The sequence below is a fragment of the Oryzobacter terrae genome (assembly GCF_042756445.1).
GTDB lineage: Bacteria > Actinomycetota > Actinomycetes > Actinomycetales > Dermatophilaceae > Oryzobacter > Oryzobacter terrae.
On the sequence record NZ_CP170578.1, the window covers coordinates 3,025,416 to 3,051,239 of the forward strand.

23 protein-coding genes are annotated in these 25,824 nt (G+C 73.4%); 10 read left to right on the forward strand and 13 right to left on the reverse strand.

Features of this window, described 5'->3' with window-relative positions:
- Nucleotide 1 precedes the first annotated feature (1 nt).
- From ACFWN3_RS14440 to ACFWN3_RS14450, 3 genes are all read left to right on the forward strand, one after another.
- Nucleotides 2-1,696 carry an ABC-F family ATP-binding cassette domain-containing protein gene (locus ACFWN3_RS14440; RefSeq protein WP_377640699.1) on the forward strand — a complete coding sequence of 565 codons (1,695 nt, stop codon included), beginning with the start codon at nucleotides 2-4 and terminating at the stop codon, nucleotides 1,694-1,696.
- Nucleotides 1,697-1,835: 139 nt separating this feature from the next.
- Entirely contained in the window at nucleotides 1,836-5,342 is a 3,507-nt protein-coding gene (locus ACFWN3_RS14445) for an alpha-amylase family glycosyl hydrolase (RefSeq protein WP_377640701.1), read from the forward strand.
- A 115-nt stretch (nucleotides 5,343-5,457) separates the two neighbouring features.
- A complete protein-coding gene (locus ACFWN3_RS14450) occupies nucleotides 5,458-7,764 on the forward strand; it encodes a hypothetical protein (RefSeq protein ID WP_377640703.1) in 2,307 nt (768 codons plus the stop codon).
- Nucleotides 7,765-7,773: 9 nt separating this feature from the next.
- Here ACFWN3_RS14450 and ACFWN3_RS14455 read toward each other — a convergent pair whose 3' ends face one another.
- The 3 genes from ACFWN3_RS14455 to ACFWN3_RS14465 are packed head-to-tail and all read right to left on the reverse strand — an operon-like array spanning nucleotide 7,774 to nucleotide 10,366.
- The gene (locus tag ACFWN3_RS14455) at nucleotides 7,774-8,436 is read right to left on the reverse strand and encodes an LmeA family phospholipid-binding protein (protein WP_377640704.1); all 663 of its coding nucleotides are present in this window, start codon (nucleotides 8,434-8,436) and stop codon (nucleotides 7,774-7,776) included.
- 14 nt (nucleotides 8,437-8,450) lie between these two features.
- Complete coding sequence (locus ACFWN3_RS14460; RefSeq protein WP_377640706.1) at nucleotides 8,451-9,746, reverse strand: MFS transporter; 1,296 nt, start codon at nucleotides 9,744-9,746, stop codon at nucleotides 8,451-8,453.
- Nucleotides 9,746-10,366, reverse strand: coding sequence for an ArsR/SmtB family transcription factor (locus ACFWN3_RS14465; protein ID WP_377640708.1), 621 nt, complete (start codon nucleotides 10,364-10,366; stop codon nucleotides 9,746-9,748). The genes ACFWN3_RS14460 and ACFWN3_RS14465 overlap by 1 nt, the downstream gene beginning before the upstream one ends.
- Nucleotides 10,367-10,604: 238 nt before the next feature.
- On the opposite strand from ACFWN3_RS14465, the gene rplM reads away from it, so the two are divergent.
- From rplM to glmM, 3 genes are all read left to right on the forward strand, one after another.
- Nucleotides 10,605-11,048, forward strand: a complete 444-nt coding sequence (gene rplM / locus ACFWN3_RS14470; RefSeq protein WP_377640710.1) for a 50S ribosomal protein L13 — start codon at nucleotides 10,605-10,607, stop codon at nucleotides 11,046-11,048.
- Entirely contained in the window at nucleotides 11,048-11,560 is a 513-nt protein-coding gene (rpsI, locus tag ACFWN3_RS14475; protein ID WP_377640712.1) for a 30S ribosomal protein S9, read from the forward strand. The genes rplM and rpsI overlap by 1 nt, the downstream gene beginning before the upstream one ends.
- A 125-nt stretch (nucleotides 11,561-11,685) precedes the next feature.
- Nucleotides 11,686-13,035 (forward strand): phosphoglucosamine mutase, encoded by a 1,350-nt coding sequence (gene glmM / locus ACFWN3_RS14480; RefSeq protein WP_377640714.1) that lies wholly within the window; start codon nucleotides 11,686-11,688, stop codon nucleotides 13,033-13,035.
- Between the two features lie 18 nt (nucleotides 13,036-13,053).
- On the opposite strand, the gene ACFWN3_RS14485 is transcribed toward glmM, so the two are convergent.
- The 6 genes from ACFWN3_RS14485 to glpX are packed head-to-tail and all read right to left on the reverse strand — an operon-like array spanning nucleotide 13,054 to nucleotide 19,425.
- On the reverse strand, nucleotides 13,054-14,424 hold the full coding sequence (locus ACFWN3_RS14485) for a GH1 family beta-glucosidase (protein ID WP_377640716.1): 1,371 nt from the start codon (nucleotides 14,422-14,424) through the stop codon (nucleotides 13,054-13,056).
- A gap of 10 nt (nucleotides 14,425-14,434) precedes the next feature.
- Complete coding sequence (locus ACFWN3_RS14490; protein ID WP_377640718.1) at nucleotides 14,435-15,286, reverse strand: MOSC domain-containing protein; 852 nt, start codon at nucleotides 15,284-15,286, stop codon at nucleotides 14,435-14,437.
- On the reverse strand, nucleotides 15,283-15,777 hold the full coding sequence (locus tag ACFWN3_RS14495) for a beta-class carbonic anhydrase (protein WP_377640720.1): 495 nt from the start codon (nucleotides 15,775-15,777) through the stop codon (nucleotides 15,283-15,285). Before ACFWN3_RS14495 ends, ACFWN3_RS14490 begins: the two co-directional genes overlap by 4 nt.
- On the reverse strand, nucleotides 15,777-17,480 hold the full coding sequence (locus ACFWN3_RS14500) for a fumarate hydratase (RefSeq protein ID WP_377640722.1): 1,704 nt from the start codon (nucleotides 17,478-17,480) through the stop codon (nucleotides 15,777-15,779). Before ACFWN3_RS14500 ends, ACFWN3_RS14495 begins: the two co-directional genes overlap by 1 nt.
- Nucleotides 17,480-18,424, reverse strand: a complete 945-nt coding sequence (locus ACFWN3_RS14505) for a PfkB family carbohydrate kinase (RefSeq protein ID WP_377640724.1) — start codon at nucleotides 18,422-18,424, stop codon at nucleotides 17,480-17,482. Before ACFWN3_RS14505 ends, ACFWN3_RS14500 begins: the two co-directional genes overlap by 1 nt.
- On the reverse strand, nucleotides 18,421-19,425 hold the full coding sequence (gene glpX / locus ACFWN3_RS14510; RefSeq protein WP_377640726.1) for a class II fructose-bisphosphatase: 1,005 nt from the start codon (nucleotides 19,423-19,425) through the stop codon (nucleotides 18,421-18,423). Before glpX ends, ACFWN3_RS14505 begins: the two co-directional genes overlap by 4 nt.
- 108 nt (nucleotides 19,426-19,533) lie before the next feature.
- On the opposite strand from glpX, the gene ACFWN3_RS14515 reads away from it, so the two are divergent.
- Together ACFWN3_RS14515 and ACFWN3_RS14520 are read left to right on the forward strand one after the other, a co-directional pair.
- The gene (locus ACFWN3_RS14515) at nucleotides 19,534-20,091 is read left to right on the forward strand and encodes a DUF4245 domain-containing protein (RefSeq protein WP_377640728.1); all 558 of its coding nucleotides are present in this window, start codon (nucleotides 19,534-19,536) and stop codon (nucleotides 20,089-20,091) included.
- A gap of 41 nt (nucleotides 20,092-20,132) precedes the next feature.
- Nucleotides 20,133-20,681 (forward strand): dihydrofolate reductase family protein, encoded by a 549-nt coding sequence (locus tag ACFWN3_RS14520; RefSeq protein WP_377640730.1) that lies wholly within the window; start codon nucleotides 20,133-20,135, stop codon nucleotides 20,679-20,681.
- A 15-nt stretch (nucleotides 20,682-20,696) separates the two neighbouring features.
- Here ACFWN3_RS14520 and ACFWN3_RS14525 read toward each other — a convergent pair whose 3' ends face one another.
- Nucleotides 20,697-20,987, reverse strand: a complete 291-nt coding sequence (locus ACFWN3_RS14525) for an exodeoxyribonuclease VII small subunit (RefSeq protein WP_377640732.1) — start codon at nucleotides 20,985-20,987, stop codon at nucleotides 20,697-20,699.
- A 10-nt stretch (nucleotides 20,988-20,997) separates the two neighbouring features.
- A complete protein-coding gene (xseA, locus tag ACFWN3_RS14530; protein WP_377640734.1) occupies nucleotides 20,998-22,263 on the reverse strand; it encodes an exodeoxyribonuclease VII large subunit in 1,266 nt (421 codons plus the stop codon).
- Between the two features lie 138 nt (nucleotides 22,264-22,401).
- Here xseA and ACFWN3_RS14535 point away from each other — a divergent pair, with 138 nt between their 5' ends.
- On the forward strand, nucleotides 22,402-23,415 hold the full coding sequence (locus ACFWN3_RS14535; protein WP_377640736.1) for a 4-hydroxy-3-methylbut-2-enyl diphosphate reductase: 1,014 nt from the start codon (nucleotides 22,402-22,404) through the stop codon (nucleotides 23,413-23,415).
- A gap of 18 nt (nucleotides 23,416-23,433) precedes the next feature.
- Nucleotides 23,434-23,895 carry a GNAT family N-acetyltransferase gene (locus tag ACFWN3_RS14540; RefSeq protein ID WP_377640738.1) on the forward strand — a complete coding sequence of 154 codons (462 nt, stop codon included), beginning with the start codon at nucleotides 23,434-23,436 and terminating at the stop codon, nucleotides 23,893-23,895.
- Here ACFWN3_RS14540 and ACFWN3_RS14545 read toward each other — a convergent pair.
- A complete protein-coding gene (locus ACFWN3_RS14545; protein WP_377640740.1) occupies nucleotides 23,877-24,608 on the reverse strand; it encodes a polysaccharide deacetylase family protein in 732 nt (243 codons plus the stop codon). The two genes, ACFWN3_RS14540 and ACFWN3_RS14545, sit on opposite strands and share 19 nt — an antisense overlap.
- Before the next feature lie 2 nt (nucleotides 24,609-24,610).
- Nucleotides 24,611-25,795, reverse strand: a complete 1,185-nt coding sequence (locus ACFWN3_RS14550) for a DNA recombination protein RmuC (RefSeq protein WP_377640742.1) — start codon at nucleotides 25,793-25,795, stop codon at nucleotides 24,611-24,613.
- Nucleotides 25,796-25,824 lie beyond the last annotated feature (29 nt).

Below are 25,824 nucleotides of genomic sequence, written 5' to 3' on the forward strand. Positions count from 1 at the left end.
CGTGGGCCACCTCGACGTCAATGCCGTCAGCTTCTCGCTGCCCGACGGGCGGCGCCTCCTGCGCGAGGTCAACCTCCGCGTCGGCGAGGGCGCCAAGGTCGCGCTCATCGGCCCGAACGGCACCGGGAAGACGACCCTCCTGCGCATCCTCGCCGGCGACCTCACGGCCTCCGACGGCGCGCTCACCCGCAGCGGCGGCCTGGGGGTCATGCGCCAGTTCATCGGCAAGGTCCGCGACGACACGACCGTGCGCGACCTCCTCGTGTCGGTGGCCCCCGAGGCGATCCGGTCGGCCGCTGCCGAGGTCGAGCGGACCGAGCTGCTGATGATGGAGCGCGAGTCCGAGAAGGACCAGCTCGACTACGCGCAGGCCCTCTCGGACTGGGGCGAGGTCGGCGGGTACGACTGGGAGACCTTCTGGGACGTGTGCACCGTCGCCGCCCTCGGCACCCCGTTCGAGAAGGCGCAGTGGCGCCCGGTCTCGACCCTGTCGGGGGGCGAGCAGAAGCGCGTCGTCCTCGAGGCGCTCCTGCGCGGCCCGGACGAGGTGCTGCTCCTCGACGAGCCCGACAACTACCTCGACGTCCCCGGCAAGCGCTGGCTCGAGGCACGGCTCGTCGAGTCGCCGAAGACCGTGCTGTTCGTCAGCCACGACCGCGAGCTGCTCGACCACGTCGCGACCCGGATCGCGACCCTCGAGCCGAGCCGGGGCGGCAACACCGTCTGGGTCCACCCCGGCCGGTTCTCCACCTACGAGGACGCCCGCGCGGCCCGCAACGCCAAGCTCGAGGAGCTGCTCCGGCGGTGGGACGAGGAGCACGTCAAGCTCAAGGAGCTCGTCGTCATGTACCGCCTGAAGGCGACCTACAACGACGGCATGGCCTCCCGCCTGCGGGCCGCCGAGACCCGGCTGCGGCGGTTCGAGGAGGCCGGCCCACCCGAGGCGGTCCCGCTGCGCCAGAAGGTGTCGATGCGCCTCACCGGCGGCCGCACCGCCAAGCGGGCGGCCGTCGCCACCGGGCTCGAGCTGCGCGTCGACGGCGGCCAGCTGATGGCGCCCTTCGACGCCGAGATCTGGTTCGGCGAGCGGGTCGGCATCCTCGGCAGCAACGGGTCGGGGAAGTCGCACTTCCTCCGGCTCCTCGCCGCCGGGGGGTCCGACCCCGACAAGGAGCACGAGCCGGTGGGCGAGATCCGGCCGGCGCCCGTCGAGCACACGGGTCGGGTCGTCCTCGGCTCCCGGGTGCGCCCGGGGTGGTTCGCCCAGACCCACGACCACGCCGCCCTCCACGGGCGCTCGCTGCTCGAGATCCTCCACCGCGGCGACGACCACCGCGTCGGGATGCCCCGTGAGGTCGCGGCCCGCGCCCTCGACCGGTACGGCCTGGCGCGGGCGTCGGAGCAGACCTTCGACTCGCTCTCGGGCGGCCAGCAGGCCCGGCTGCAGATCCTCCTCCTCGAGCTCTCGGGGGCGACGATGCTCCTCCTCGACGAGCCGACCGACAACCTCGACCTCCACTCGGCCGAGGCCCTCGAGGACGCGCTCGCGGCCTTCGAGGGGACGGTGCTTGCCGTGACCCACGACCGCTGGTTCGCCCGCGGCCTCGACCGCTTCCTCGTCTTCCGGGCGGACGGCAGGGTCGTCGCCTCCGACGAGCCGGTCTGGGACGAGGGGCGCGTGGCGCGACCACGCTGAGCCGTGCGCGGGCGGCCCGGTGGCCGCCGTCGAAGGTTCTTCGGATCTGGGCTCGATGTAAAGCGTTTTCGCAGATAGCGTCCAGCCTCGACACAGGTTGCGCGCCGCCGTGGTCGCGCGACGAGCACGAGGAGTGACGATGCCCGGTCCCCGACGACTGTCAGCCATCGTGGTGGGAGCGGTGCTCGCCGCGGTTCCCGCCCTGGCCACCGCCCTTCCCGCCGCCGCGGACCACACACCGCTCCCGTCCCGGGTGACGCTCATGGGCGACCTCATGAGCGAGCTCGGGTGCGAGTCCGACTGGAACGAGTCGTGCACCGCCACCGACCTGCTCCCGGTGTCGGGGTCTCCCGGCCTGTTCGCGCGCACGTTCACCGTGCCCGCGGGGAACTACGTGTACAAGGTGCGGCTCAACGGGTCGTGGACCGAGAACTACGGCGACGCCACCTTCGGTGTCCCGGACGGGAACATCCCGCTCCCGGTGAAGACGGCGACCCGGCTGCGCTTCACCTACGACCACGAGACGCACCGCGTGCGCGTCGGGCCGGCCACGCCCGCCGGGGGGCTGACCCGCGCCGACCGCCGCCTCGCCGACGACAGCCTGCGCACGGACCTGACGCGCGAGAACTTCTACTTCGTCATGGCCGACCGCTTCGAGAACGGCAAGCCCGGCAACGACACGGCCGGCATCGCGGGCACCCGGCTCCAGCACGGCTACGACCCCACGAGCCAGGGCTTCTTCCACGGCGGCGACCTCGACGGCATCATCGACCGGCTCGACTACATCCAAGGCCTCGGGACGACCGCGATCTGGATGACCCCCTCGTTCAAGAACAAGCCGGTGCAGGGCGAGCCGGGCACCGAGTCGGCCGGCTACCACGGCTACTGGGTCACCGACTTCACCCAGATCGACCCCCACCTCGGCACCAACGCCGAACTGAAGACCCTCATCGACCTCGCCCACCAGCGCGGCATGAAGGTCTTCTTCGACATCATCACCAACCACACCGCCGACGTCCTGGACTACCCGGCCTCGGCGTACGACGCGACCGGCCAGGTGCCGTACCGCACCAAGGCCGAGGCCCCCTACAAGGACGCCGACGGCAAGGCCTTCGACGACCGCGACTTCACGACGATCGGCGACCCCTTCCCCGAGGTCGACCCGGCGGTGAGCTTCCCCTACGTGCCGACGTTCCGCACCGAGGCCGACAAGACGGCCAAGGTCCCGGGCTGGCTCAACGACCCGACGATGTACCACAACCGGGGGACCTCGACCTTCTCGGGCGAGAACAGCGAGTACGGCGACTTCCCGTCGGGCAACCGCTCCGCGCTCGACGACCTGTGGACCGAGCGGCCCCAGGTCGTGCAGGGGATGATCGACGTCTACAAGACGTGGGTGAAGGACGCGGGCGTCGACGGCTTCCGCATCGACACCGTCAAGCACGTCAACATGGACTTCTGGAAGCAGTTCGGCCCGGCGCTGGAGGGCTACGCCGCCTCCATCGGCAACGAGGACTTCTTCATGTTCGGCGAGGTCTACGACGCCGACCCGCGCTTCATGTCGCAGTACACGACCGAGGGCCGCCTCCAGGCCACCGTCGACTTCGGCTTCCAGGGCAGCGGGGTCAACTTCGCCAAGGGCAAGCCGACGAGCGAGCTGCGCGACTTCTACGCCCTCGACGACTACTTCACCGACGCCGACTCCAACGCGTACTCGTTGCCGACCTTCCTCGGCAACCACGACATGGGCCGCGTCGGGAGCTTCCTGCGGCAGGGCACCAGCTGGAGCGACGCGCAGCTGCTCCAGCGCGACCGGCTCGCCCACTCCCTCATGTACCTGACGCGTGGCCAGCCCGTCGTGTACTACGGCGACGAGCAGGGCTTCTCCGCCCCACCCGACGTCCCCGGCGGCATCGGCGACCAGCGGGCCCGCGAGGACATGTTCCCGAGCAAGGTGGCGCTGCACAACGACACCTACGACCTCATCGGGACGAACGCGACGACCGCCCAGGCGAACTTCGACACCCGTCACCCGCTGTACCGGCACGTCGCCGGCCTCGCGTCCCTGCGCGAGCGGCACCCCGCCCTGGCGGACGGGGCGCAGGTGCACCGGTACGCGTCGAAGGACGCGGGCATCTTCGCCTTCAGCCGGATGGATGCCGACGAGCAGGTCGAGTACGTCGTCGCGGTGAACAACGCCGAGGTCGCCAGGACGGCGACGTTCGCGACCTACCAGCCGGCGCGCAGCACCCTCAAGGCGGTCTGGCCGGCCTCTGCGCCGACGAACCTTCGGACCGACGCGGAGGGTCGCGTCACCGTCACGGTGCCCGCCCTCTCCGCCGTCGTCTACCGGGCCAACAGCAAGCTGCGGGCCGACCGGGAGTCGCCGGAGCCGGTCTTCACCTCCCCGGGCGAGGCCGGGATCGTCAGCGGGCGCGCCGAGGTCGGGGTCACCGTCCCCGGTGGCGACTTCACCCAGGTGACGTTCGCCTGGCGACCCGTCGGCAGCACCGACTGGACCGTCCTCGGGACCGACGACAGCGCGCCCTACCGCGTCTTCCACGACGTCTCCCGCCTGGCCCAGGGCACCCCCGTGGAGTACCGGGCCATCGCCCGCGACCACGACGGGGACCTCGGCGTCGCCTCGACGAGCGCGCTCGTCGGGCAGCCGCAGCCGCCCGCGGAGGACGGCGTCGTCCTCGGCCCGATCACCCAGCCGGACGCCGTGTCGATCCCCGGGAGCCACGGGAGCGAGATCGGCTGTGCGGCGGACTGGGACCCGCCGTGCGACGCCATCCAGCTGACCCTCGGCGCCGACCAGGTGTGGAAGGGCACGTTCAGCCCGCAGGCCGGCCAGTACGCCTTCAAGGCGGCGGTCAACAGGTCGTGGGACGAGAACTACGGCGCGAACGGCAAGCGCAACGGCTCCGACATCGCGTACTCCACGGACGGTGGCGAGGTGAGGTTCTACTTCGACTACAGGACGAAGTGGGTGACGAACACCGAGCTCGACCCGATCCTCGTGGCCACCGGTGACTTCCAGTCCGAGCTGGGCTGCCCCACCGACGGGGACGCCGAGTGCATGCGCTCGTGGCTGCAGGACCCGGACCGCGACGGGACGTACTCGTTCTCGACGATCGACATCCCGGCGGGGACCTACTCGGTGTCGGTCGGCTCGACCGGACCGGTGTCCTTCACCGTCGAGGAGGGCCTGGCGACGACGATCTCGTTCCAGCGGGCGAGCTCCACGCTGTCGGTCGACACCTTCGCGCCGGACTTCGGCCCCGACCTGTCGACGTCGCGCGCGTCGTGGCTCACCCCGGAGATCGTGTCCTGGAACCTGCCCGACACCCGGGGCAGCTGGACCTACCGGCTCCACTGGGGTCCGGCCGGGTCGCTCTCGCTCGACACCGAGACCGTCGGCGGCTCCTCGCTGCCCCTGACGCTCGACCCGAGGGGGCTGCCGGCCTCGCTGGCCGCGACCTACCCCGACCTCGCCGACGCGGAGGTGCTCCGGCTCAGCCGCAAGGACGCGAGGGACGCCGGCCGGATCTCCCGGGCCGGTCAGGTCGCCGTCGTCGCCTACGACGAGCTCGGACGGGTGGTCCAGGCCACCGGGGTCGAGGTGGTCGGGCGGATCCGGTAGCACGGTGGTGCGCCGGCGTCCGCGCTGACGACGCGCCGAGGGGACCGGGGGTGGCCGCCCCCGGTCCCCTCGGCGCGTGCCACTAGGGTCGTCCGCGGTGAAGGGAGGGACGACGGTGGCTGCACGAGCGTGGTCGGTGCCGGTGGGCACGGTCGTCGTCGTCCTCGCGGGCTGCCTCGCGCTCCTCGGGTCGGGTGTCGCCGCCCCCGACGTGGCCCTGTGGACGGGGCTCGTCGCGTCCGGCGTCGTCCTGCCCGGGTTCGTCGCCGTGCGCACCCTGCGCGGTGCGGGGGGTGTGGCCGAGGACGTCGCCTGGTCGATGCCCCTCGGAGCCGTCCTCGCCCTCGCGACCTGGGCCCTCGGCCTCGCCGTGGACGTGGCGATCGCCCCCCCGTGGACCGGGGTCGCGGCCCTGGCAGCGCTCGCGATCCCGCCCGTCCGTCGACGGGTGCTCGGGCGCGGCGCCCCGGGCTGGGGGGGCGGCAGCGGGGCCGCGGTCGTCGGCGCCCTCGTCGTGACGAGCGCGTGGGCGTGGGGGGCCGCCCTGTCGGCGTTCCCGCTGAACGGCGACCGGCCGCTGCGTTGGGCGCCCGACGTCATGTTCCACACCGCGCTCTCGGCCGAGCTCGGCCGGACCTGGTCCCCCCAGTACCCGATGGTCCCCGAGCCGTACCCGTACCACTGGTTCTTCCACGCCCTCGCCGCACACCTCGGGCGCGGCATCGAGCCCCTCGTCGTCGTCACCCACCTGCTGCCGCTCACCCTCCTCCTCGGGGTCGTCGCGATGGCGGCCGTCGCCGCCCGCGCCGTCGCCGGGCACCGGTGGGGTGCCGCCGCCGGCGCGGTGGCGGTGGGGGTGCTCGGCGTGACGCAGCCGGCCGCCTGGGTCGGTGCCAGCGGCATCACCGGCCGGTCCGACACCGACGGCACCGGCCTGGACCCCATCCGCCTGTACTGGCAGCACTCGGCCACCACGACGCTGGGGTGGCTCGCCGCGCTCGGGGTGGTCGCCGTCGCGGCCACCGTGCTCCGTCGTGGCGCCTCGAGGCGTGACGTCGTGCTGCTCGTCGTCCTCGGGGTGCTGTCCGCGGGAGCCAAGTCCTCGCAGACCCCGGTGCTCATGTGCGGCGTCGGGGCCGTCCTCGCGCTCGCGGTCGTCACCCGCCGGTGGGACCTGCTGCGTCGGGCCGGCGTCCTCGGGGGCGCGCTCGTCGCCCCGTGGCTCCTGGCACTCGTGACGATCTACGCGGGGTCGACCCCCGCGGTCTTCATCGCCCCGGGAGCCCGCGCGGTCCTGCTCGCCAACGAGATCGCCGCCCCGGTGGAGGGCCAGGGCCCGCGCCCCACCGTCGTCGTCGTGGCCCTGGCCCTGTGGCTGCTCCCGATGGCGCCCCGGTTGCTCGGCCTCCTGTGGTGGCTGCGCCGCCCGGTCGACCCCGTCGGCGTGCTGTGCGGGGCGACCGTGGCGGCCGGTCTGGTGGTCAGCTTCCTCACCACCCACCCCGGTCGCAGCGACATCTTCTTCCTCGTCAGCGCGTACCCCGTCGGGGTCGTCGGGTCGGCCGGCGGACTCGTCCTCGCCGGTGCCGCCCTCGTCGAGCGCTTCGGCGGGCGCCCGGTCCTGCTGGCCACGGCGTCGACCGCGGCCGCCGGCGCCGCCGCGACGGCCGTCGTCGCCGGCCGCGCCGGGACCGCGTTCCCCGAGGGCGAGCGGCTGGCGGCGTGGGCGTGGCCGGCGGCGGTCCTCGGCGCGGTCCTCCTCCTCGTGGTGCTCGTGGTGGTCGTCGTCCTCGGCCGGGCGGCGGGGGTGCCGCTGCGCCGGTGGGGAGCGATCGCGTTCGTCCTCGCCACGGTGGCCGGGCTCGGCGGGGGAGTCGTCGCCACCGGGCGCGACGTCCTCGCCGGTCGGCCGGAGGCGGTGCAGGCCCGGCTCGACGCCCTCGTGGCGGCCTCGGCGGGGGGCAGGCGCCTCGTCATCAGCCCGGCCCTGTGGGACGCCGCGAACGTGGTCCGGCGCTCCGGTGGCCCCGACGACGTCGTCGTGACGAACCGCCGCTGCCTCCAGACCGCGACGGCGCTGGAGCGGCAGACCTGCGACCCGCGGGAGTACACCGTGGCCGCGCTCACCGGACGACGGACCGGGGTCTCGGGGTGGGCGTACGCCCCGACCTCCATCGCCCGCTCCGCCGAGGTCCCCGGCGGCTACGCCCGGATGCCGTTCTGGGACCCCCCGCGCCTCGCCGCGCAGCTCGACCTGGTCGAGCGCCCCACCCCGGAGCGCGCGGCCGCGGCCTGGGCGCGCGGCGAGCGCTGGGTCCTCGCCGACCGCGCGGCCGGTCCGGTGTCGCCGCGCCTGGCCGACATCGGCGAGGTGCTGCTCGACCGCGACGGGATCGTCCTCGTGAGGCTCTCCCGGCCCTGACGCCGCGGGTCAGCGCCCGATCGTGACGTCGGTGCCGGTGAGGCGGGCCGCGAAGCCGTCGTCGACGACCCGTACGGCCGTCAGGGACATGCCGTCGGGCACCCCGGCCACGGGCTGGCGGATGGTCACGAGCACACGCGCCAGGGCGCTGGCCGCGGCGTCGAGGAACGACGGTCCGCCGAGGTCGACGGTCTCGGGCTCGATGAGCAGCTCTCCACCGTCGGCCTGCACGGTGCCCGTGGCGGTCACGGTGACGTCCCGGCCGAGGATCGTGACCCGCCGCTCGACGCCCGCCAGCCCGCCGCCGGCGGAGTAGACGCGGGTGTCGGCACCGACCTGCCCGGCGACGGTGGCGAACGGGACGGTGGCGTCGACGTCGAGCCGCTGGGCCCGAAGGCCGCTGGGGGAGAAGCGGATGCCCTGGCCCGTGGCGACGACGTCGGAGAGGTCGCCGTCGGCCGCGACGACGTCGTCACTGCGCAGGTCGACCGTGCCGAGCCAGGTCTCGTCGGCGGCGAGGTCGGCGGGGGCGCCGGGCGCCGTCCTCGGCGACGGCCCGGCGGAGGGAGCGGCCCCGGTCCCGTCTCCGTCGCCGAGGGTGAGCAGGACGACGACGACGGAGAGGGCGACCACGACGAGGGTGGAGACGACACCGAGGAGGAAGTGCTTCACCCCGCCAGCCTGCCTCAGGTGGGGACGATCTCCGGCTCGGCCACGCGCTCGAGCTCGCGCCGGCGCGCGGGCACGTAGAGCACGACCCCGAGCACGCTGAAGGTGGCGGCCGTCGTCATCGCGACCTGCAGGCTCGTGCCGTCGGCGAGGGCACCGACCGCCGGCGCGGCCATGGCGAAGGCGAGGAAGGCGACCATCGAGTTCATCGACAGCACGGTCGAGCGGTTGCGCGCCTCGGCCTCACGATGGAGCAGCGCGGCGTGCGGCGGACCGTTCATCCCGTGCATGGAGTAGGTGAACAGGTAGGCGACGACGAGGCCGACGGGCCCGGTGACCAGGCCCATGACGACGGCGCCCAGGGCGTTGAGCACGCGGCCGAGCATCGCCGCCCGGGCCACGCCGAGGCGGCCCGACGCCACCCCAGCGAGCCAGGAGCCTCCCGCGAAGACGCCCCAGCCCGCCGCCGCCACCGGGCCGACGAGGGCGCCGGCGTCCTTCGCGGAGCCGACGAGCTCCTCGAGGCGCAGCGGCATCAGCGACTCGAAGACGATCATGCCGACCGACCAGAACAGCTCGACGCAGACCAGCGCCAGCAGCACCCGGTTGCGGCCGAGCAGCCGGATGCCGTCGGCGACGACGCGCGGGGACTGGCGCCCCTCGCGCAGCGCGCCGACGAGGCGCTCGCGCCGGGAGCCGCCGTCGTGACGCGGCTCGTGGACGAGGAGGGCCGAGGCGACGAGGTGGACGACGTTGAGGGCGGCGAAGACCCACACGGCCGTGTCGAGGGCGTGCCCCGGGTGGCCGAGCCGGGCGACGGGGTCCCACCAGATCAGCCCACCGGAGAGCAGGGCGCCGACCGCGATCGCCCCGCCGAGCACGGTGGAGGAGCGGGAGAGCTGCTGGTCGACGTCGGCCCCCGGCTCCTCTGCGTGCACGGCGTCGACGAACCACGCCTCGAGCGGGCCGGAGTCCAGGGCCCGGAACGCCCCGGTGAGGACCGCCGCGACCGCGAAGGCCGCGAAGGACTGGCTCACCGCCAGCGCGAGGCCCGCGGCGACGTTGAGCACCGCCGAGGCGAGGTAGACGGGTCGCCGGCCCACGGCGTCGGCGAACCCGCTCGTCGGCAGCTCGAGGAGGAAGATCGTCACGCCGGTGATGGAGGCGAGGGTCGCCGCCTGGGTGATCGACAGGCCGCGCTCCGTCTGGAACAGGATGAGGATGCCGACGACGAGGCCGACGGGGAACCACCGCGTGCAGGTGAGGACGTAGAGGCGGCGCGCCGCCTCGCGGGCGGTCAGGGGGCCGCTCATCAGCGCTCACCGCCCCGGGGGGTCCGGTCGAGGTCGAGGGGGTAGGCGATGTCGTAGACGGCCATCCGGCGCGCGGCGGGGTTGCCCTGGCCCACGCGGCGGTAGCGGGCGACGACCTCGTCGACCTCGCGGCGCAGCTCGGCGAGCTGCTCGGCGGTGACGATGACGAAGCTGTCGTTCATGCCCGCGGCGTCGCGCCACTCGACCGGCCAGGTCTGCTCGACGTCGAGCCACCGCTCGAACTGCTCGGCGAGGTGGCGGACGTAGTCGCGCACGAGCCAGTTGAGGGCGGTCTCGGCGTCCTCGTCGCCGACGACGTCGCTCGGCTCGAACTGGTGACTGTCGGTGGCGGCCTTCCACAGACGGCGCTTGCCCTCGCCGTCGCCCGTGTCGGTGACGAGACCGACCGCCTCGAGGCGCCGAAGGTGGTAGCTCGTCGCCCCCGAGTTGGTCCCCAGCGCCGCGGCGAGGGCGGTGGCGGTCGCGGGGCCGCCGCGCAGGCTGGTCAGCAGGCGCGAGCGCAGCGGGTGGGCGAGGACCTTCAGGGCCGTGGCGTCGAGCCGGATGTTGGTGTAGCCGGGGTCCGGGGCGGCCGCGTCGGGACGGGTCGGGGTGCTCATGCGTGCACAATACCTTTGCACAGTCTGTTTGCACAAGATCTGTGCACGACGAGTGTCGGCGCCATCTCTGCAGGTCAGCCGCCTGCCGAGGGGGGGCGGCCGCAATTTGGGCCCGGGGCCGCACCCCCGTAAACTTGACCACTGTTGTGCCGGGCGCGCTCGACAGGGCCCACTGGTCCCTCTCGGGAGCCCGCGGCACACCAGCCCACCGATCCACCTCGAACCACCAGGACACCTGATGCGTACCTACACCCCGAAGCCGGGCGAGATCACGCGCGTGTGGCACGTGATCGACGCGACCGACGTCGTGCTCGGCCGCCTTGCGAGCCAGACCGCGATCCTCCTGCGCGGCAAGCACAAGCCGACCTTCGCCCCGCACGTCGACATCGGCGACTTCGTCATCATCATCAACGCCGACAAGGTCGCCCTCACCGGCGCCAAGCTCGAGAAGAAGAAGGCCTACCGCCACTCCGGCTTCCCGGGCGGCCTGAAGTCGACCTCGTACACCGAGCTGCTCGCCAAGAGCCCCGAGAAGGCCGTCGAGAAGGCCGTGCGCGGCATGCTCCCGCGGACCACCCTCGGCCGCTCGCAGCTGACCAAGCTCAAGGTCTACGCCGGCGCCGAGCACCCCCACGCTGCCCAGCAGCCCCAGCCCTTCCAGATCACCCAGGTGGCCCAGTGATGTCCGAGAACGCCCAGATCGACGAGACCGCGGGGACCGACGTCAACGACGCCCTCGTCACCGAGTACACCTCCGAGTCGGACACCTCCGTCTCCGGCGAGGCCGCCCCCCGCCCGACCGCGTCGGCGCCGGGTGCCGCGACCGGCCGTCGCAAGCAGGCCGTGGCCCGCGTGCGCATCGTGCCCGGCACCGGTGAGTGGAAGATCAACGGCCGCACCCTCGAGGGGTACTTCCCCAACAAGGTGCACCAGCAGATCGTCAACGAGCCGCTCAAGGTCCTCGAGCTCGACGGCGCCTACGACGTCCTCGTGCGCGTCCACGGCGGTGGCCCCTCCGGCCAGGCCGGTGCGGTCCGCCTCGGCGTCGCCCGTTCGCTCAACGGCGTCGACCCCGAGCTCAACCGCCCGGCGCTGAAGAAGGCCGGCTTCCTCTCGCGCGACGCCCGCGTCCCCGAGCGCAAGAAGGCCGGTCTCAAGAAGGCCCGCAAGGCTCCGCAGTACAGCAAGCGCTGATCCCGCTCCGCGGCACCCTGCACGGGTGCCCGGGCCCACGCCGAAGGCGGCACCATCGACGGTGGTGCCGCCTTCGGCGCGTCCAGGAGTAGGTTCGGTCGTTGCCTCCCGAAAGGATGGTCCCCATGTCTCGACTCTTCGGCACCGACGGAGTGCGCGGCCTCGCCAACGGCCCGCTCATCACGGCCGAGCTGGCGCTGGAGGTGGCCGTCGCGGCGGCCCGGGTCCTCGGACAGGCAGGGGCCGACCCGGGACGCCGGCCGAAGGCCGTCGTCGGCCGCGACCCGCGCGCCTCGGGGGAGTTCCTCGCCGCCGCCGTCGTCGCCGGGCTGGCCTCCGCGGGCGTCGACGTCTACAACGCGGGCGTGCTGCCCACCCCCGCCGTCGCGTACCTCACCGCCGACACCGGCGCCGACTTCGGCGTCATGCTCTCCGCGTCGCACAACGCGATGCCCGACAACGGGATCAAGTTCTTCGCCCGCGGCGGCCACAAGCTCGCCGACGAGGTCGAGGACCGGATCGAGGCCGCCCTGGGCCAGAAGTGGACCCGCCCGATCGGCGCCGACGTCGGCCGCGTCGTGACGATGACCGAGGGCCACACCCGCTACATCGCCCACCTCCTGCGCGTGCTGCCGAACACGCTGGACGGGACGAAGGTCGTCATCGACGGCGCGCACGGCGCCGCGAGCCAGGTCTCGCCCGAGGTGTTCCGGCTCGCCGGGGCCGAGGTCGTCGAGATCGGCACCTCGCCCGACGGGCTCAACATCAACGACGGCGTCGGCTCGACCCACCTCGGCCCCCTCAAGGCGGCCGTCCTCGCCCACGGCGCCGAGATCGGCATCGCCCACGACGGTGACGCCGACCGCTGCCTCGCCGTCGACGCCGACGGCAACGAGGTCGACGGCGACCAGATCATGGGCATCCTCGCCGTGGGGATGAAGGAGCGCGGCACGCTCGTGGCCGACACCCTCGTCGCCACCGTCATGAGCAACCTCGGGCTGCTCCAGGCGATGGAGCGCGAGGGGATCACGGTGCGCCAGACCGCCGTCGGCGACCGCTACGTCCTCGAGGACATGCGCGCCGGCGGGTACTCGCTCGGCGGCGAGCAGTCCGGCCACGTCATCATGCTCGAGCACGGCACGACCGGCGACGGCGTCCTCACCGGGCTCATGCTCGTGGCGCGCCTCGCGTCGACCCAGAAGCCGCTGTCCGAGCTCGCCGCCGTCATGACCCGCCTGCCGCAGGTGCTCGTCAACGTCAAGGGCGTCGACAAGAGCCGCGTCGAGAGCGACGAGGGCCTGCAGGCCGCGGTCGCCGAGGCCGAGGCCGTCCTCGCCGGGTCCGGGCGCGTCCTGCTCCGCAAGTCGGGCACCGAACCGGTCGTGCGCGTCATGGTCGAGGCCGGGACGCACGACGAGGCCCGCGAGACCGCCGACCGCCTCGCCGGCGTCGTCAAGGAGCGTCTGGCGCTCTGACGCCCCGTGAGGGCCGGGTCAGCCCCGGTGCTCGGCGATGATCCGGGCGTACTCGCGCCCCGAGTCCTTGATGGTGCGGACCTGGGTGTCGTAGTCGACGTGGACGATGCCGAAGCGCTGGCTGTAGCCGTAGGCCCACTCGAAGTTGTCGAGGAGCGACCAGGCGAAGTAGCCGCGGACGTCGACGCCGTTCTTGATCGCGTCGGAGACCGCGCCGAGGTGGCCCTGGAGGTAGGCGACGCGGTCGGCGTCGTGGACCTGCCCGTCGGCGTCGACGGTGTCGGGCCACGCCGAGCCGTTCTCGGTGATGTAGAGGGGCAGGCCCGACTCGCGAGCCGACCGCTCGATGATGAGCCGGTGGCTCTCGGGGGACTGCTCCCAGCCGATGCCGGTGAGCGGCGGCCGGGGCGCGACCTCGACGACCCGCTGGCCACCGGGGATCGGGGTGTTCCCCTCCTCGCCGTCGCGCGCGGCCCGCACGCGGGTGGGGAAGTAGTTGTTGACCCCGAGGTTGTCCAGCGGCGCCGAGATCGTCTCGAGGTCGCCGTCGTGGATGAAGGAGTGGTCGGTGAGGTACGCGGTGTCGTCGAGGAACCCCGCGGGGTAGGCGCCGTGGAACACCGGGCCGAAGAAGATCCCGTTGAGGGCGTTGTCGGCCCGACGGACGGCGTCGGCATCGGCCTCGTCGCCGTCGTCGGGGCCCCACACCTGGGTGGGGTTGAGCGTGATCGAGACCTCGGCGTCCGGGGCGTGCTCGCGGATGACGGGGACCGCCGTGCCGTGGGCGAGCATGAGGTGGTGCGCGGCGACGAGGGACTCGGCCCCGTCGCGGTGCCCGGGGGCGTGGGCGCCGATCGCGTAGCTGAGGATCGACGAGCACCACGGCTCGTTGAAGGTCGTCCAGTTCGTCACGCGGTCGCCGAGGGCGGCGACGGTGGCGGCCGCGTACTCGGCGTACCACTGCGCGCTGTCGCGGTTGAGCCAGCCGCCCCGCTGGTCGAGGACCTCCGGGAGGTCCCAGTGGTACAGGGTGACGACGGGCCGGATCCCGTTCTCCAGCAACGTGTCGACGAGGCGTGAGTAGAAGTCGACGCCCTTGGCGTTCACCGCGCCGGTGCCGCCGGGGACGATGCGCGGCCAGGCGACGGAGAAGCGGTAGGCGTCGAGGCCGAGCTCTCGCATCAGCGCGACGTCCTCGGGATACCGGTGGTAGTGGTCGCACGCGACGTCGCCGGTGTCGCCCCCGAGGACCTTGCCCGGGGTGCGGCTGAAGGTGTCCCAGATCGACGGGCTGCGGCCGTCCTCGTCGTGGGCGCCCTCGATCTGGTAGCTCGCCGTGGCGGTGCCCCAGACGAAGCCGTCGGGGAAGGACAGGCCGGAGGTCGTCATGCGGCTCACGCTACCGCTCGACGACGACCTCGTCGCCGACGGAGACCACCCCGCGGACGTCGCCGACCTCGGGCACGAGCTGCATCGCGAACCACGTCGCGCCGTCGCGCTTGCGGTGCCGGGCGAGGGTGCGGATCGGCTCGTGGCCCCGCCGCAGCGAGACCGGGTCGAGCGTCGTCATGACGCAGCGGTCGACTCCCTTGACGACCCTGAAGCGGGTGCCGCCGACCGTGACGGCCGTCCACCCGTCCTCCTCGAACGGCTCGAGGTCACCGTCGACGACGAGGTTCGGCCGGAACCGCTCGATGGGGAGGGGTGCATCGGGTTCCTCGCCGCGCTCCACCGCCGTCTCGGCGACCCACTCGGCGAGCCGGCGCAGGGAGACGGCGCTGGCCAGCGTCACGGGGTAGGCGTCGGCGAAGGCCGTGGCGTCGCCGGGACGCGAGTGCTCGGGGTTGAGCGGGCGGGCGCGGTGGACGTGGACGAGCCGCAGGCCGTCGTGCCCGAGGGCGTCACGCAGCCACGCGGAGGACCCGCCGTCGGCGACGACGCCCTCGAGGGGACGGCCGTGGACCGTGACGGCGACCGGGTCGCCCTGCGGGACGGCGACGTCGAGCGGGTCGAGCCCGGGGGCGCTCAGCCGCAGGGCGGCCTGCTGCCCGGGGTCGGTGGAGGACGTCGAGGCCGTGACGGCGAACAGCCGCTGCTCCTCGCTGGCGGTGAGGCACTCGCCCGTGCCGTCGACGACCATCCACCGGCGGTCGTCGACGAGTCCCCACGGCTCGACCTCGGCGCTCGCGACCGCACGGATCGCCGTGCTCTTCACCGGGTGGACGGCGAGGCCGACGAGCCGAGGGTTCACTCGACCTGCTCGAGCAGGCCGGTGTCGACGTCGTAGAGGAAGCCCCCGACCTCGGCGCGGTCCACGATGAGCGGGTGCGAGCGCACGGCGGCGACGTCGCGGCGCAGGGCGTCGCGCTGGTCCTTGACGACGCCGAACCGCTGCCACGACGCGTCGAGGCCGCTCGACGCCCCGATCCGCTCGCGCAGCTCGGACTCGGTGTTCGAGGCCATGGCGCAGCGGGTGTGCGGGACCACGAGGATGCGCCGGACGTTGAGCAGGTGCACCCCGAGGACGAGCGCCTCCAGCGCCTGCGGCGTGACCCGGCCGCCGGGGTTGCGGAAGATCTTCGCGTCGCCGGGGACGAGCCCGACCATCCCGAGCGGGTCGATGCGCGAGTCCATGCACGTGACCATGGCGACGCCGGCGCGGGCGACCCCGTCGAAGCCGGTCAGCTCGAAGTGCTCGGCGAACCGCCGGTTCGCGTCGAGGAGGTCGTCGAATCCGGCCATCAGAGCAACCCCGTCCGCTTCTCGATGGTGAACGCCACGGGCTTGGTGACCGAGGCGAAGAAGTCGTTCCCCTTGTCGTCGACGACGATGAAGGCGGGGAAGTCCTCGACCTCGATCCTCCAGATCGCCTCCATCCCGAGCTCGGGGTACTCGATGACCTCGACGCTGCGGATGCAGTCCTGGGCGAGCCGCGCGGCGGGTCCGCCGATGGACCCGAGGTAGAAGCCGCCGTGGGCCCGGCAGGCGTCGGTGACCTGCTGGCTGCGGTTGCCCTTGGCGAGCATGACCATCGAGCCACCGGCCGCCTGGAACTGGTCGACGTAGGAGTCCATCCGTCCGGCCGTCGTCGGGCCGAACGAGCCCGACGGCATCCCCTCGGGGGTCTTGGCGGGTCCGGCGTAGTAGACGGGGTGGTCCTTGAGGTACTGCGGCATCTCCTCGCCGGCGTCGAGGCGCTCCTTGATCTTCGCGTGCGCGATGTCGCGGGCGACGACGAGCGGACCCGAGAGCGACAGCCGCGTCTTCACCGGGTGGCGCGACAGCTCGGCGAGCACCTCATCCATCGGGCGGTTGAGGTCGATGGCGACGACGGCTCCCGCTCCGGTCCCCGAGACCCCGGCGGAGTCGTCGAGCCCCTCCGGGGTGTGCTCGGGGAGGAAGCGCGCGGGGTCGGTCTCGAGCTGCTCGATGAACACGCCCTCGGGCGTGATCTTGCCCAGGACCTGGCGGTCGGCCGAGCAGGAGACGGCGATGGCGACGGGCAGCGAGGCGCCGTGTCGCGGGAGGCGCACGACGCGCACGTCGTGGCAGAAGTACTTGCCGCCGAACTGGGCGCCGATGCCGAACTGCCGGGTCAGCTCGAGGACCTTCTCCTCCAGCTCGGTGTCGCGGAAGCCGTGCCCGGTGGCCGGGTCGCCGGCCTTGGGGAGCTGGTCGAGGTACTTCGCGCTCGCGTACTTCGCTGTCTTGAGGGCGAACTCGGCACTCGTGCCACCGATGACGATGGCCAGGTGGTACGGAGGGCAGGCCGCGGTGCCGAGGCTGCGCAGCTTCTCGTCGAGGAAGCGCAGCATCGACGCCTCGTTGAGGATCGCCTTCGTCTCCTGGTAGAGGAAGGACTTGTTGGCGCTCCCGCCGCCCTTGGCCATGAAGAGGAGCTTGTAGGTGCTCTCGTGCCCCGGGGTGGTGTCGGCGTAGATCTCGACCTGCGCCGGGAGGTTGGAGCCGGTGTTCGTCTCGTCCCAGGTCGTGACCGGCGCCATCTGCGAGTAGCGCAGGTTCAGGCGGGTGTAGGCGTCGTAGACCCCGCGGCTCACCGCCTCCTCGTCACGGCCCGGCGTGAGGACGTGCTGGCCGCGCTTGCCCATGACGATCGCGGTGCCGGTGTCCTGGCACATGGGCAGGATCCCGCCGGCCGCGATGTTCGCGTTCTTCAGCAGGTCCAGCGCCACGAACTTGTCGTTGTTGCTCGCCTCGGGGTCGTCGAGGATGTTCGCGAGCTGCTGGAGGTGCGCGGGGCGCAGGTAGTGCGCGATGTCGTGCATCGCGGTGTCGGTGAGCAGCCGCAGCGCCTCGGGCTGGACCTCGAGGAAGCGACGCCCGCCGGGGCCGTCGACGACGGAGACGCCCTCGGTCGTCAGCAGGCGGTACGGCGTCTCGTCGGCCCCGACCGGCAGCAGGTCCTCGTAGGCGAACTCGGCCATCAGATCTCCTCTCGGGTCGGGGCGTAGGCCCCGGCGCGCCGGACGGTCACGCCGCTCGTGGCGAGGGCGCGGTCGATCGCGGGGTGGACGTCGTGCAGGGCCGCCGAACGCAGTCGCTCGCGGGCGTCGGGCCCGCCGAGCAGGCCGAGGTCGAGCAGGCCTGACACGAGGCCGGCCATGAAGGAGTCGCCGGCGCCCACGGTGTCGACGACGTCCTTGACGCGCGCCTGCTCGGTGGCCTCCTCGCCACCGGCGGTGCGCCACGTGACGCCCTTGCCGCCGAGGGTGACGACGGTGAGGGCGGCTCCGAGCCCGACCCAGCGGGCCATGACGGCCGACGGGTCCTCGCCCGGGTAGAGCCAGTGGATGTCGTCCTCGGAGCACTTGACGACATCGGAGAGCGCGACGAGCTCCTCGACCCGGCGGCGCACCGCCTCGGGCTCGCCCATGATCGTGGGGCGCGCGTTCGGGTCGTACGAGACCGTGGCTGCGGGGCGGGCGCGGCGCAGCGCGTCGGTGACCTCGGCCTCGCCGGGCTCGAGGGTCGTGGCGATCGAGCCGCAGTGGACGTGGGAGGTGGCGGCGGGCAGCTGCACCGGGGGGAGGTTCCAGTGGAGGTCGAAGACGTACGACGCGGCCCCGCCCTCGTCGATCGTCGCGACCGCGGTCGAGGTGGGGTGCTCGGCGCTCATGCTCCCGGGCAGGAGGGCGACGCCGCCGGCCTCGACGTGCTCACGACAGCGGATGCCCCGGTCGTCGGTGCCGACGAGGGTCGCGAATCGGGTGTCGTGCCCCAGCCGCGCGATGCCGAGGGCGACGTTGGCGGGGGAGCCGCCGACGTGCTCGGCGGTGTCGCCGTCGGGCGTGTGGACGATGTCGACCAGCAGCTCGCCGATGACGACGACGGGCCCGGGGGTGGCGGTGCCCGGAGTGGGGTCGCTCACGAGACGTCCTCCTTCAGGGGCAGGCCGGCCGTGCGCTCGAGGTCGTGGTGGCTCTCGATGAGGCGGATCGTTCCGGAGCGGCTGCGCATGACGATCGAGTTCGTCGTCGCCCGGCCGCCGCGGTAGCGCACCCCGTGGAGGAGGTCGCCGTCGCTGATGCCGGTGGCGACGAAGAACGAGTGCTCGCTCGTCACGAGGTCGTCGGTGGTGAGGACGCGGTCGAGGTCGTGACCGGCGTCGATGGCCCGCTGGCGCTCGTCGTCGTCGGTCGGCCAGAGCCGGCCCTGGATGACGCCGCCCATGCACTTGATGGCGCAGGCCGTGATGATCCCCTCGGGGGTGCCGCCGACGCCGAGCAGGAGGTCGATCCCCGACGTCTCGCGCGCCGCCGCGATGGCGCCCGCGACGTCGCCGTCGCTGATGAAGCGGATCCGCGCCCCGGCGTCGCGCACCTCCTGCGCCAGGCCCTGGTGGCGCGGACGGTCGAGCATGACGACCGTGACGTCCTCGGGCTGCTCCTTCTTGACCTTGGCGATCCGGCGGACGTTCTCGGCGACGGGGAGGCGGATGTCGACCACGTCGGCGACCTCGGGGCCCGCGACGAGCTTGTCCATGTAGAAGACCGCGCTCGGGTCGTACATCCCCCCGCGGTCGGTGACCGCGAGGACGGCGATCGCCCCGGGCATCCCCTTGGCGCACAGCGTCGTGCCGTCGATGGGATCGACGGCGACGTCGACCTCGGGACCGGTGCCGTCGCCGACCAGCTCGCCGTTGAAGAGCATGGGGGCGTCGTCCTTCTCGCCCTCGCCGATGACGACGGTTCCCCGCATCGAGACGGTGGAGATCAGGGTGCGCATCGCCGTGACGGCAGCGCCGTCGGCGAGGTTCTTCTCGCCCCGCCCGACCCACCGTCCGGCGGCCATCGCCGCGGCCTCGGTGACCCTGACGAGCTCGAGCGCCAGGTTGCGGTCCGGGTAGAGGGCGGTGGTGCTCTCGGGCATCTCGTCCTTCGGTCTTCGATGACGGCGGCGGGCGGCCGCGTGCGGCGGGACAACCCTAGCGCCGGGGGCGAGTGGTCGTCCGAGCCGCCCGTCAGGGACGATGGGGGGGTGAGCCAGCCGACTGCCCCGCCGAGCCGCTACTCCATGGGCTCGACCAAGAACCTCGTCCTGTCCCTGGCGGCGGTCCTCGGGATGGTGGCCGTGCTCGTGCTCATCGTCCCGCGCGTCAACTCGGTGAGCGGCCCGCCGGTCGACGTCCACGCCACCGCGGTCGACGTCAAGGAGCGCAGCGGCTGGCCGATCGTCGAGGCCGTGGGCCTGCCCGAGGGCTGGACGACGACCTCCGCCCGGTACGTGCGCACCACCGACGGGTTCATGACCTGGCACGCCGGCTACCAGACGCCCGACGGCACCTACGTCGCCGTCGAGCAGACGCGCGACCCCAGCCGCGCCTGGATCGACGCCCAGACCAACCGGGCGCCCAGGGCCGGCACCGTCGAGGCCGCCGGGAAGACCTGGACGCGCTACGAGCGCGACACCAAGGTCCAGAACAGCCTCCTGCACGAGACGCAGACCCCTGGCGAGCTGACGACCCTCATCACCGGGACCGCGAGCTTCGAGGTCATGGAGCAGTTCGCGACGTACCTCAGGCCCGTCGAGCCCTGAGGCGTGGGAGCCTGACCCCGACCCACGAGGAAGGGGATCCCATGGCCCGCAGAGTCACCGCCCACCTGTTCCACTCCGTCAACGGCGTCAGCGAGGCGCCCGACCAGTGGCAGTTCGACGCCTTCGGCCCCGAGGAGATGCAGCTGATGGGCAGCGCCATCGGCGGGATCAGCGACGTCGTCATCGGCCGCCGCCTCTGGGAGGAGTGGTCGCAGTACTGGCCGCAGGCGGGGGAGGGCGACCCCTTCGCGGCGTTCATCAACCCGGTGCGCAAGCACGTGGTCTCGAGCACGCTCGGCGACGACCTGCCGTGGAACAGCACCCGCGTCGAGGGCGACCCCGTCGCGCACGTCCGGGAGCTCGCGGCGGGCGAGGGTGGCGACATCAGCGTCGTCGGCGGGGTAGAGACCGTGCGCTCGCTCTTCCTCGGTGGGGTCGTCGACGAGCTGACCCTCACGACGCACCCCGTCATCGGGGCCGGCCGGCGGCTCTTCGACGACTCGGTGCCGGTGACGCGGCTGCGCCTGCTCGACGCGACGCCGACCTCGGCCGGCAACGTCGTCGTGCGGTACGCCCTGCGGGGCGAGTGACCGCCGCCGGTCCGGTCAGTCCTGGCCGGTGACCCGCGCCTCGGCGGCGTCGAGCCAGCGGCCGCAGTGCGTCGCCAGCACCTCGCCGCGCTCCCACAGGCGCATGCTCTCCTCGAGCCCGGCCTGGCCGTTCTCGAGGCGGGCCACGATGTCGACGAGCTCGTCGCGCGCCTGCTCGTAGCCCATCGCGGCGACGTCGGCGTGCTCGGTGGTCGCCTCGACCGCTGCCTCGACGCCCGGGTCGACGTCGGGGGTGGCGTCGGCCTCGGCCCCGGCCGGGTCGGTGGTCTGCGCCTTCTTCGCCATGCCGGGCAGCCTAGCGACGAGCGGGGACGTCGTCGGTGCCGACGGTGCGGACCCCGAAGTCGCCTCGGGCGACGCGCACCCGCAGGAGGTCGCCGACCTCGAGGTCGACCGGGTCGGTGACGACGACCCCGTCGGGCTGCTGGACGATCGCGTAGCCGCGGTCGAGGGTCGACTGGGGCGACAGGGCCCGGACCTGGAAGCGCAGGTGCGCGAGGTGGTCGTGCGCGCGGTGCAGCTGCGCCTCGACCCGGCGGTGCGCCCGGTCGCGCAGGGCCTGCACGACGTCGCGCTGGGTGCGCACGAAGGCGCCGCGGTCGGTGAGGACCGGCCGGCTGCGGAGCTCGACGAGGCGGCGCCGCTCGTGGTGCAGGCGCCCGGAGAGGGCGCGGCGGGCGCGGTCGCGAGCGGCGGAGACGCCGGCCCGCTCGGCCTCGGCGTCGGGGACGATCGCCTTGGCCGCGTCGGTGGGCGTCGAGGCCCGGTGGTCGGCGACGAGGTCGAGGAGCGGGGTGTCGACGTCGTGCCCGATCGCGCTGACGACCGGGGTGCGCGCGGCGGCGACGGCCCGCAGCATCGCCTCGTTGCTGAACGGCAGGAGGTCCTCGACGCTGCCGCCGCCGCGGGCGATGACGACGACGTCGACCTCGGGGTGGGCGTCGAGCTCGGCGAGGGCCGCGGTGACCTCGGTGACCGCGGTGGCGCCCTGGACCGCGACCTGACGGATCTCGAAGCGGGTCGCCGGCCAGCGCCGGAGGGCGTTCTCGACGACGTCGCGCTCGGCCGCGCTGGCCCGGCCGCACACGAGGCCGACCCGGCGCGGGAGGAAGGGCAGCGGCTGCTTGCGGTCGCGGTCGAACAGCCCCTCCTGGGCGAGGTGGCGCTTGAGGTACTCGAGCCGCGCGAGCAGCTCGCCGACGCCCACCGGCCGGATCTGGCGCGCGTCGAGCATGAGGCTGCCGCGCTGGGTCCAGAACGACGGCTTGGCCTGGAGGACGACGCGGGCGCCCTCGCCGAGCGGGCCGGGCATCGCGTCGAGGGCGTTGACGTGGATGGAGACCGACAGGCTCATGTCGACGTCGGGGTCGCGCAGGGTGAGGTACGCGGTGCGGGCGCCGGGGCGGCGGGTCAGCTGGACGACCTGGCCCTCGACCCACAGGACCGACATCTTCTCGACGTACTCGCCGATCTTCATCGACAGCAGGCGCACCGGCCAGGGCTGCTCGGCGGTGGTGTCGACCGCGCGCTCGGGCAGCGGCGGGCGCGACGGGGTGCTCACGGCAGGAACTCTAGGCGCGGGGGCCGTCACCGGCCCCGGTCCGGCGCCGGGCCGCGCGGAGCATCGCGCGCCGCAGGTCGCGGGCGGGTGGCTTCGGCGGATTCGGGACGCTCGGCCCGGCCACCTACGATGGAGGGCATGGCCGACACCACGAAGCGCGTCCTGCTCGCCGCCCCCCGTGGCTACTGCGCGGGCGTCGACCGGGCGGTCGTCACCGTCGAGAAGGCCCTCGAGCTCTACGGTGCGCCGGTCTACGTGCGCAAGGAGATCGTCCACAACAAGCACGTCGTCACCACGCTGCAGCAGCGCGGGGCGATCTTCGTCGACGAGACCGACGAGGTGCCCGAGGGCGCCACCGTCGTCTTCTCGGCGCACGGTGTCGCCCCGGTCGTCCACGAGGAGGCGCGCGCCCTCTCGCTGCGCACCATCGACGCCACCTGCCCGCTCGTGACCAAGGTGCACCGTGAGGCCGTCCGCTTCGCCGACGCCGACTACGACATCCTCCTCATCGGCCACGAGGGCCACGAGGAGGTCGTCGGCACGGCGGGCGAGGCGCCCGAGCACATCCAGCTCGTCGACGGTCCCGACGACGTCGACAACGTCACCGTGCGTGACGCCGACAAGGTCGTCTGGCTCTCGCAGACCACGCTCTCGGTCGACGAGACGATGGAGACCGTGCGCCGGCTGCGCGAGCGCTTCCCCTCGCTGCAGGACCCCCCGAGCGACGACATCTGCTATGCCACCCAGAACCGCCAGCTCGCGGTGAAGCAGATGGCCGCCGAGTGCGACCTCATGATCGTCATCGGCTCGCGGAACTCCTCGAACTCGGTCCGCCTCGTCGAGGTGGCCCTCGAGCACGGCACCACCGCCGGCCACCTCGTCGACTACGCCGCCGAGATCGACGAGTCCTGGCTCGAGGGGGTCGCGACCGTCGGGGTCACCTCCGGCGCGTCGGTGCCCGAGATCCTCGTGCGGGAGGTCCTCGAGTACCTCGCCGCCCGCGGCTACGACGACGTGTCCCCGGTCGTCGCGGCCGAGGAGTCGATCATGTTCAGCCTCCCCACCGAGATCCGGCGCGACCTCAAGGCCGCCGGCAAGTCCGACAAGATGCGGCACGACGCGAGCTTCACCGAGGCCGGGTCCCTCCACTGAGGACAAGGGGCCGCTGAGATGCCGCACGTCGCCGCCACCGTCGAGGACTTCGCCTCGGCCGGACGCCTGCTCCACGACTTCAACACCGAGTTCGACGACCCGTCGCCCGGTCCGGAGGCGCTCGCGGTGCGGATCGCCGACCTCCTCGTGTCCGGGTCGGCCGACGTCCTCCTCGACGGCGCCGACGACGAGGAGCCGTCGGCCGTCTGTGTGCTGCGCTACCGGCCCTCGCTGTGGTCCGAGGCCGACGAGTGCTACCTGGCCGAGCTGTACGTGGCACCCGCGGCCCGCGGGACCGGCATCGGTCGACGCCTGCTGCGCGCGAGCATCGAGCGGGCCCGCGAGCAGGGGTGCGACTTCATCGACCTGTCGACGAGCGAGGACGACGTCGCGGCCCGGCACCTCTACGAGGCAGAGGGCTTCCGCCGCACCGAGGGCGACGGCGGACCACTGACGTTCCACTACGAGATGGACCTCTGACCCGCGAGCAGGTCGGACACGGTGACGAGGCGGTAGCCCCGCGCCGTGAGGGCGGGGAGCAGCCGGGCGAGGAGGTCGACGACCCGCCCACGGCTCGGGTCGCCCTCGTGGAGGACGACGACCGAGCCGGGCTGGACCCGGTCGAGGACGAAACGGACCTCGGCCGCCACGTCGCGGACGGTGGCGTCGCGGACCGCGATCGAGCCGAGGACCGTCGCGAGGCCGCGGCCCGCTGCGTCGCGGACCTGCGCAGGGCGCACCCACCCCGACCCCGGCCTCGTGAGCACCGGGACCGCCCCGGTGGCGTCGAGCACGGTGGTCTGGGTGCGGTCGAGGTCGCGACGGAAGGACTCCCTCGTCGCGAGGACCGCTGCCGTGTCGTCCCAGCCGTGGTTGCCCACCTCGTGGCCGGCCTCGGCGACGGCGCGCGCGAGCTCGGGGTGGGCGGCGACGCGCGCCCCGAGGACGAAGAACGTCGCGGCGGCGCCGTGGGCGGCGAGGACCTCGAGGACCTGCGGGGTCAGCGCCGGGTGGGGACCGTCGTCGAGGGTGAGGGCGACCTCGCGCCTCCCACCGGTTCCGTGGACGACCACGGACCGCTGGCGGGAGAGCTGACGGGCCAGCCACCGCGGCTGCCACCAGAGGACGGCGCCCACGGCCGCGACGGCACCCACGGCGGACGCCGTGGCCGCAGCGGCACGGGTGGCGGGCATCGTCAGCCGACGTCGCGGCGGGGGCGCGGGACCTCGACGTCGAGGAGGAGCTCGCTGCGGGACTCCTCGGCCGTCGCGGCGTCGATGAGCTCGTGCGCGGTGAGCGGTCGGGGCGCCGTCTCGACCGGCGCGAGCACGGGGATCTCGTCGCCGACGAGGTCGAGCTCGGACATCCGCCGCGCCGAGACCATGACCCGCGTCTCGAGCGCCCCGACCATCGCGTTGTAGGCCTCGACGCTGCTCTGCAGGCTCCGGCCGACCTTGGCCGTGTGCGCCCCCAGGGTGCCGAGCCGTCGATGGAGGTCGCGGCCGAGGTCGAGCAGCTCGCGCGCGCTCTCGGACAGCGCGTCCTGCTGCCACGTGAAGGCCACGGTGCGCAGCAGCGCCATGAGCGACCCCGGGCCGACGAGGACGACCCGCTGCCCCAGCGCCCGTTCGTGCAGCCCGGGCTGCGCGGCCAGGGCGGCGCCGAGCATGGCGTCGCTGGGGACGAAGCACACGACCATCTCGGGACCCTGACGGAACGCCGACCAGTACTCCTTGGCCGCGAGGGCGGTGACGTGGCGGGCGAGCCCGCTGGCGTGCTCGCCGAGCAGCGCGGCGCGCTCGTCGTCGTCGAGGTCGTCGCCCTGGGCGTCGAGGAAGGCGACCATCGGGGCCTTGGCGTCGATGACGAGCAGCTTGTCGCCCGGAAGGCGCACGACGACGTCGGGGCGCACCCCGCGGTCGTGGGCCGAGACCGACGACACCTGCTCGTCGAAGTCGCAGCGCGCCATCATCCCGGCGGCCTCGAGCACGCGACGCAGCTGCACCTCGCCCCACGCCCCGCGCACGGTGGAGGAGCGCAGCGAGCCGGCCAGCGAGGCCGTGGTGCGCCCGAGGTGCTGGGTCTCGCCCTCGACGCGGGCGAGCAGCGCGCGCAGCGACCCGAACTGCTCGACGCGGTCGCGCTCGAGCGTGCCGACCTGGCCCTCGACCCGCAGCAGGGCGTCCTTGAGCGGGGCCAGGAGCGCCGCGGTCTCCATGTCCTCGGCCAGTGAGGTCTCGAGGTCGACGACGCGCTCGCGCAGGAGGTCGCGCTCGGTGGCCAGCGACGCCGACCGGGCCGCGAACACCAGGCGCGCCACCGCCACCGCCCCGGTCGCACCGACGACGAGCCCCACCAGCGCCCACACCCATCCGCTCATGCGCCGACCATCCCACGGGGCACCGACAG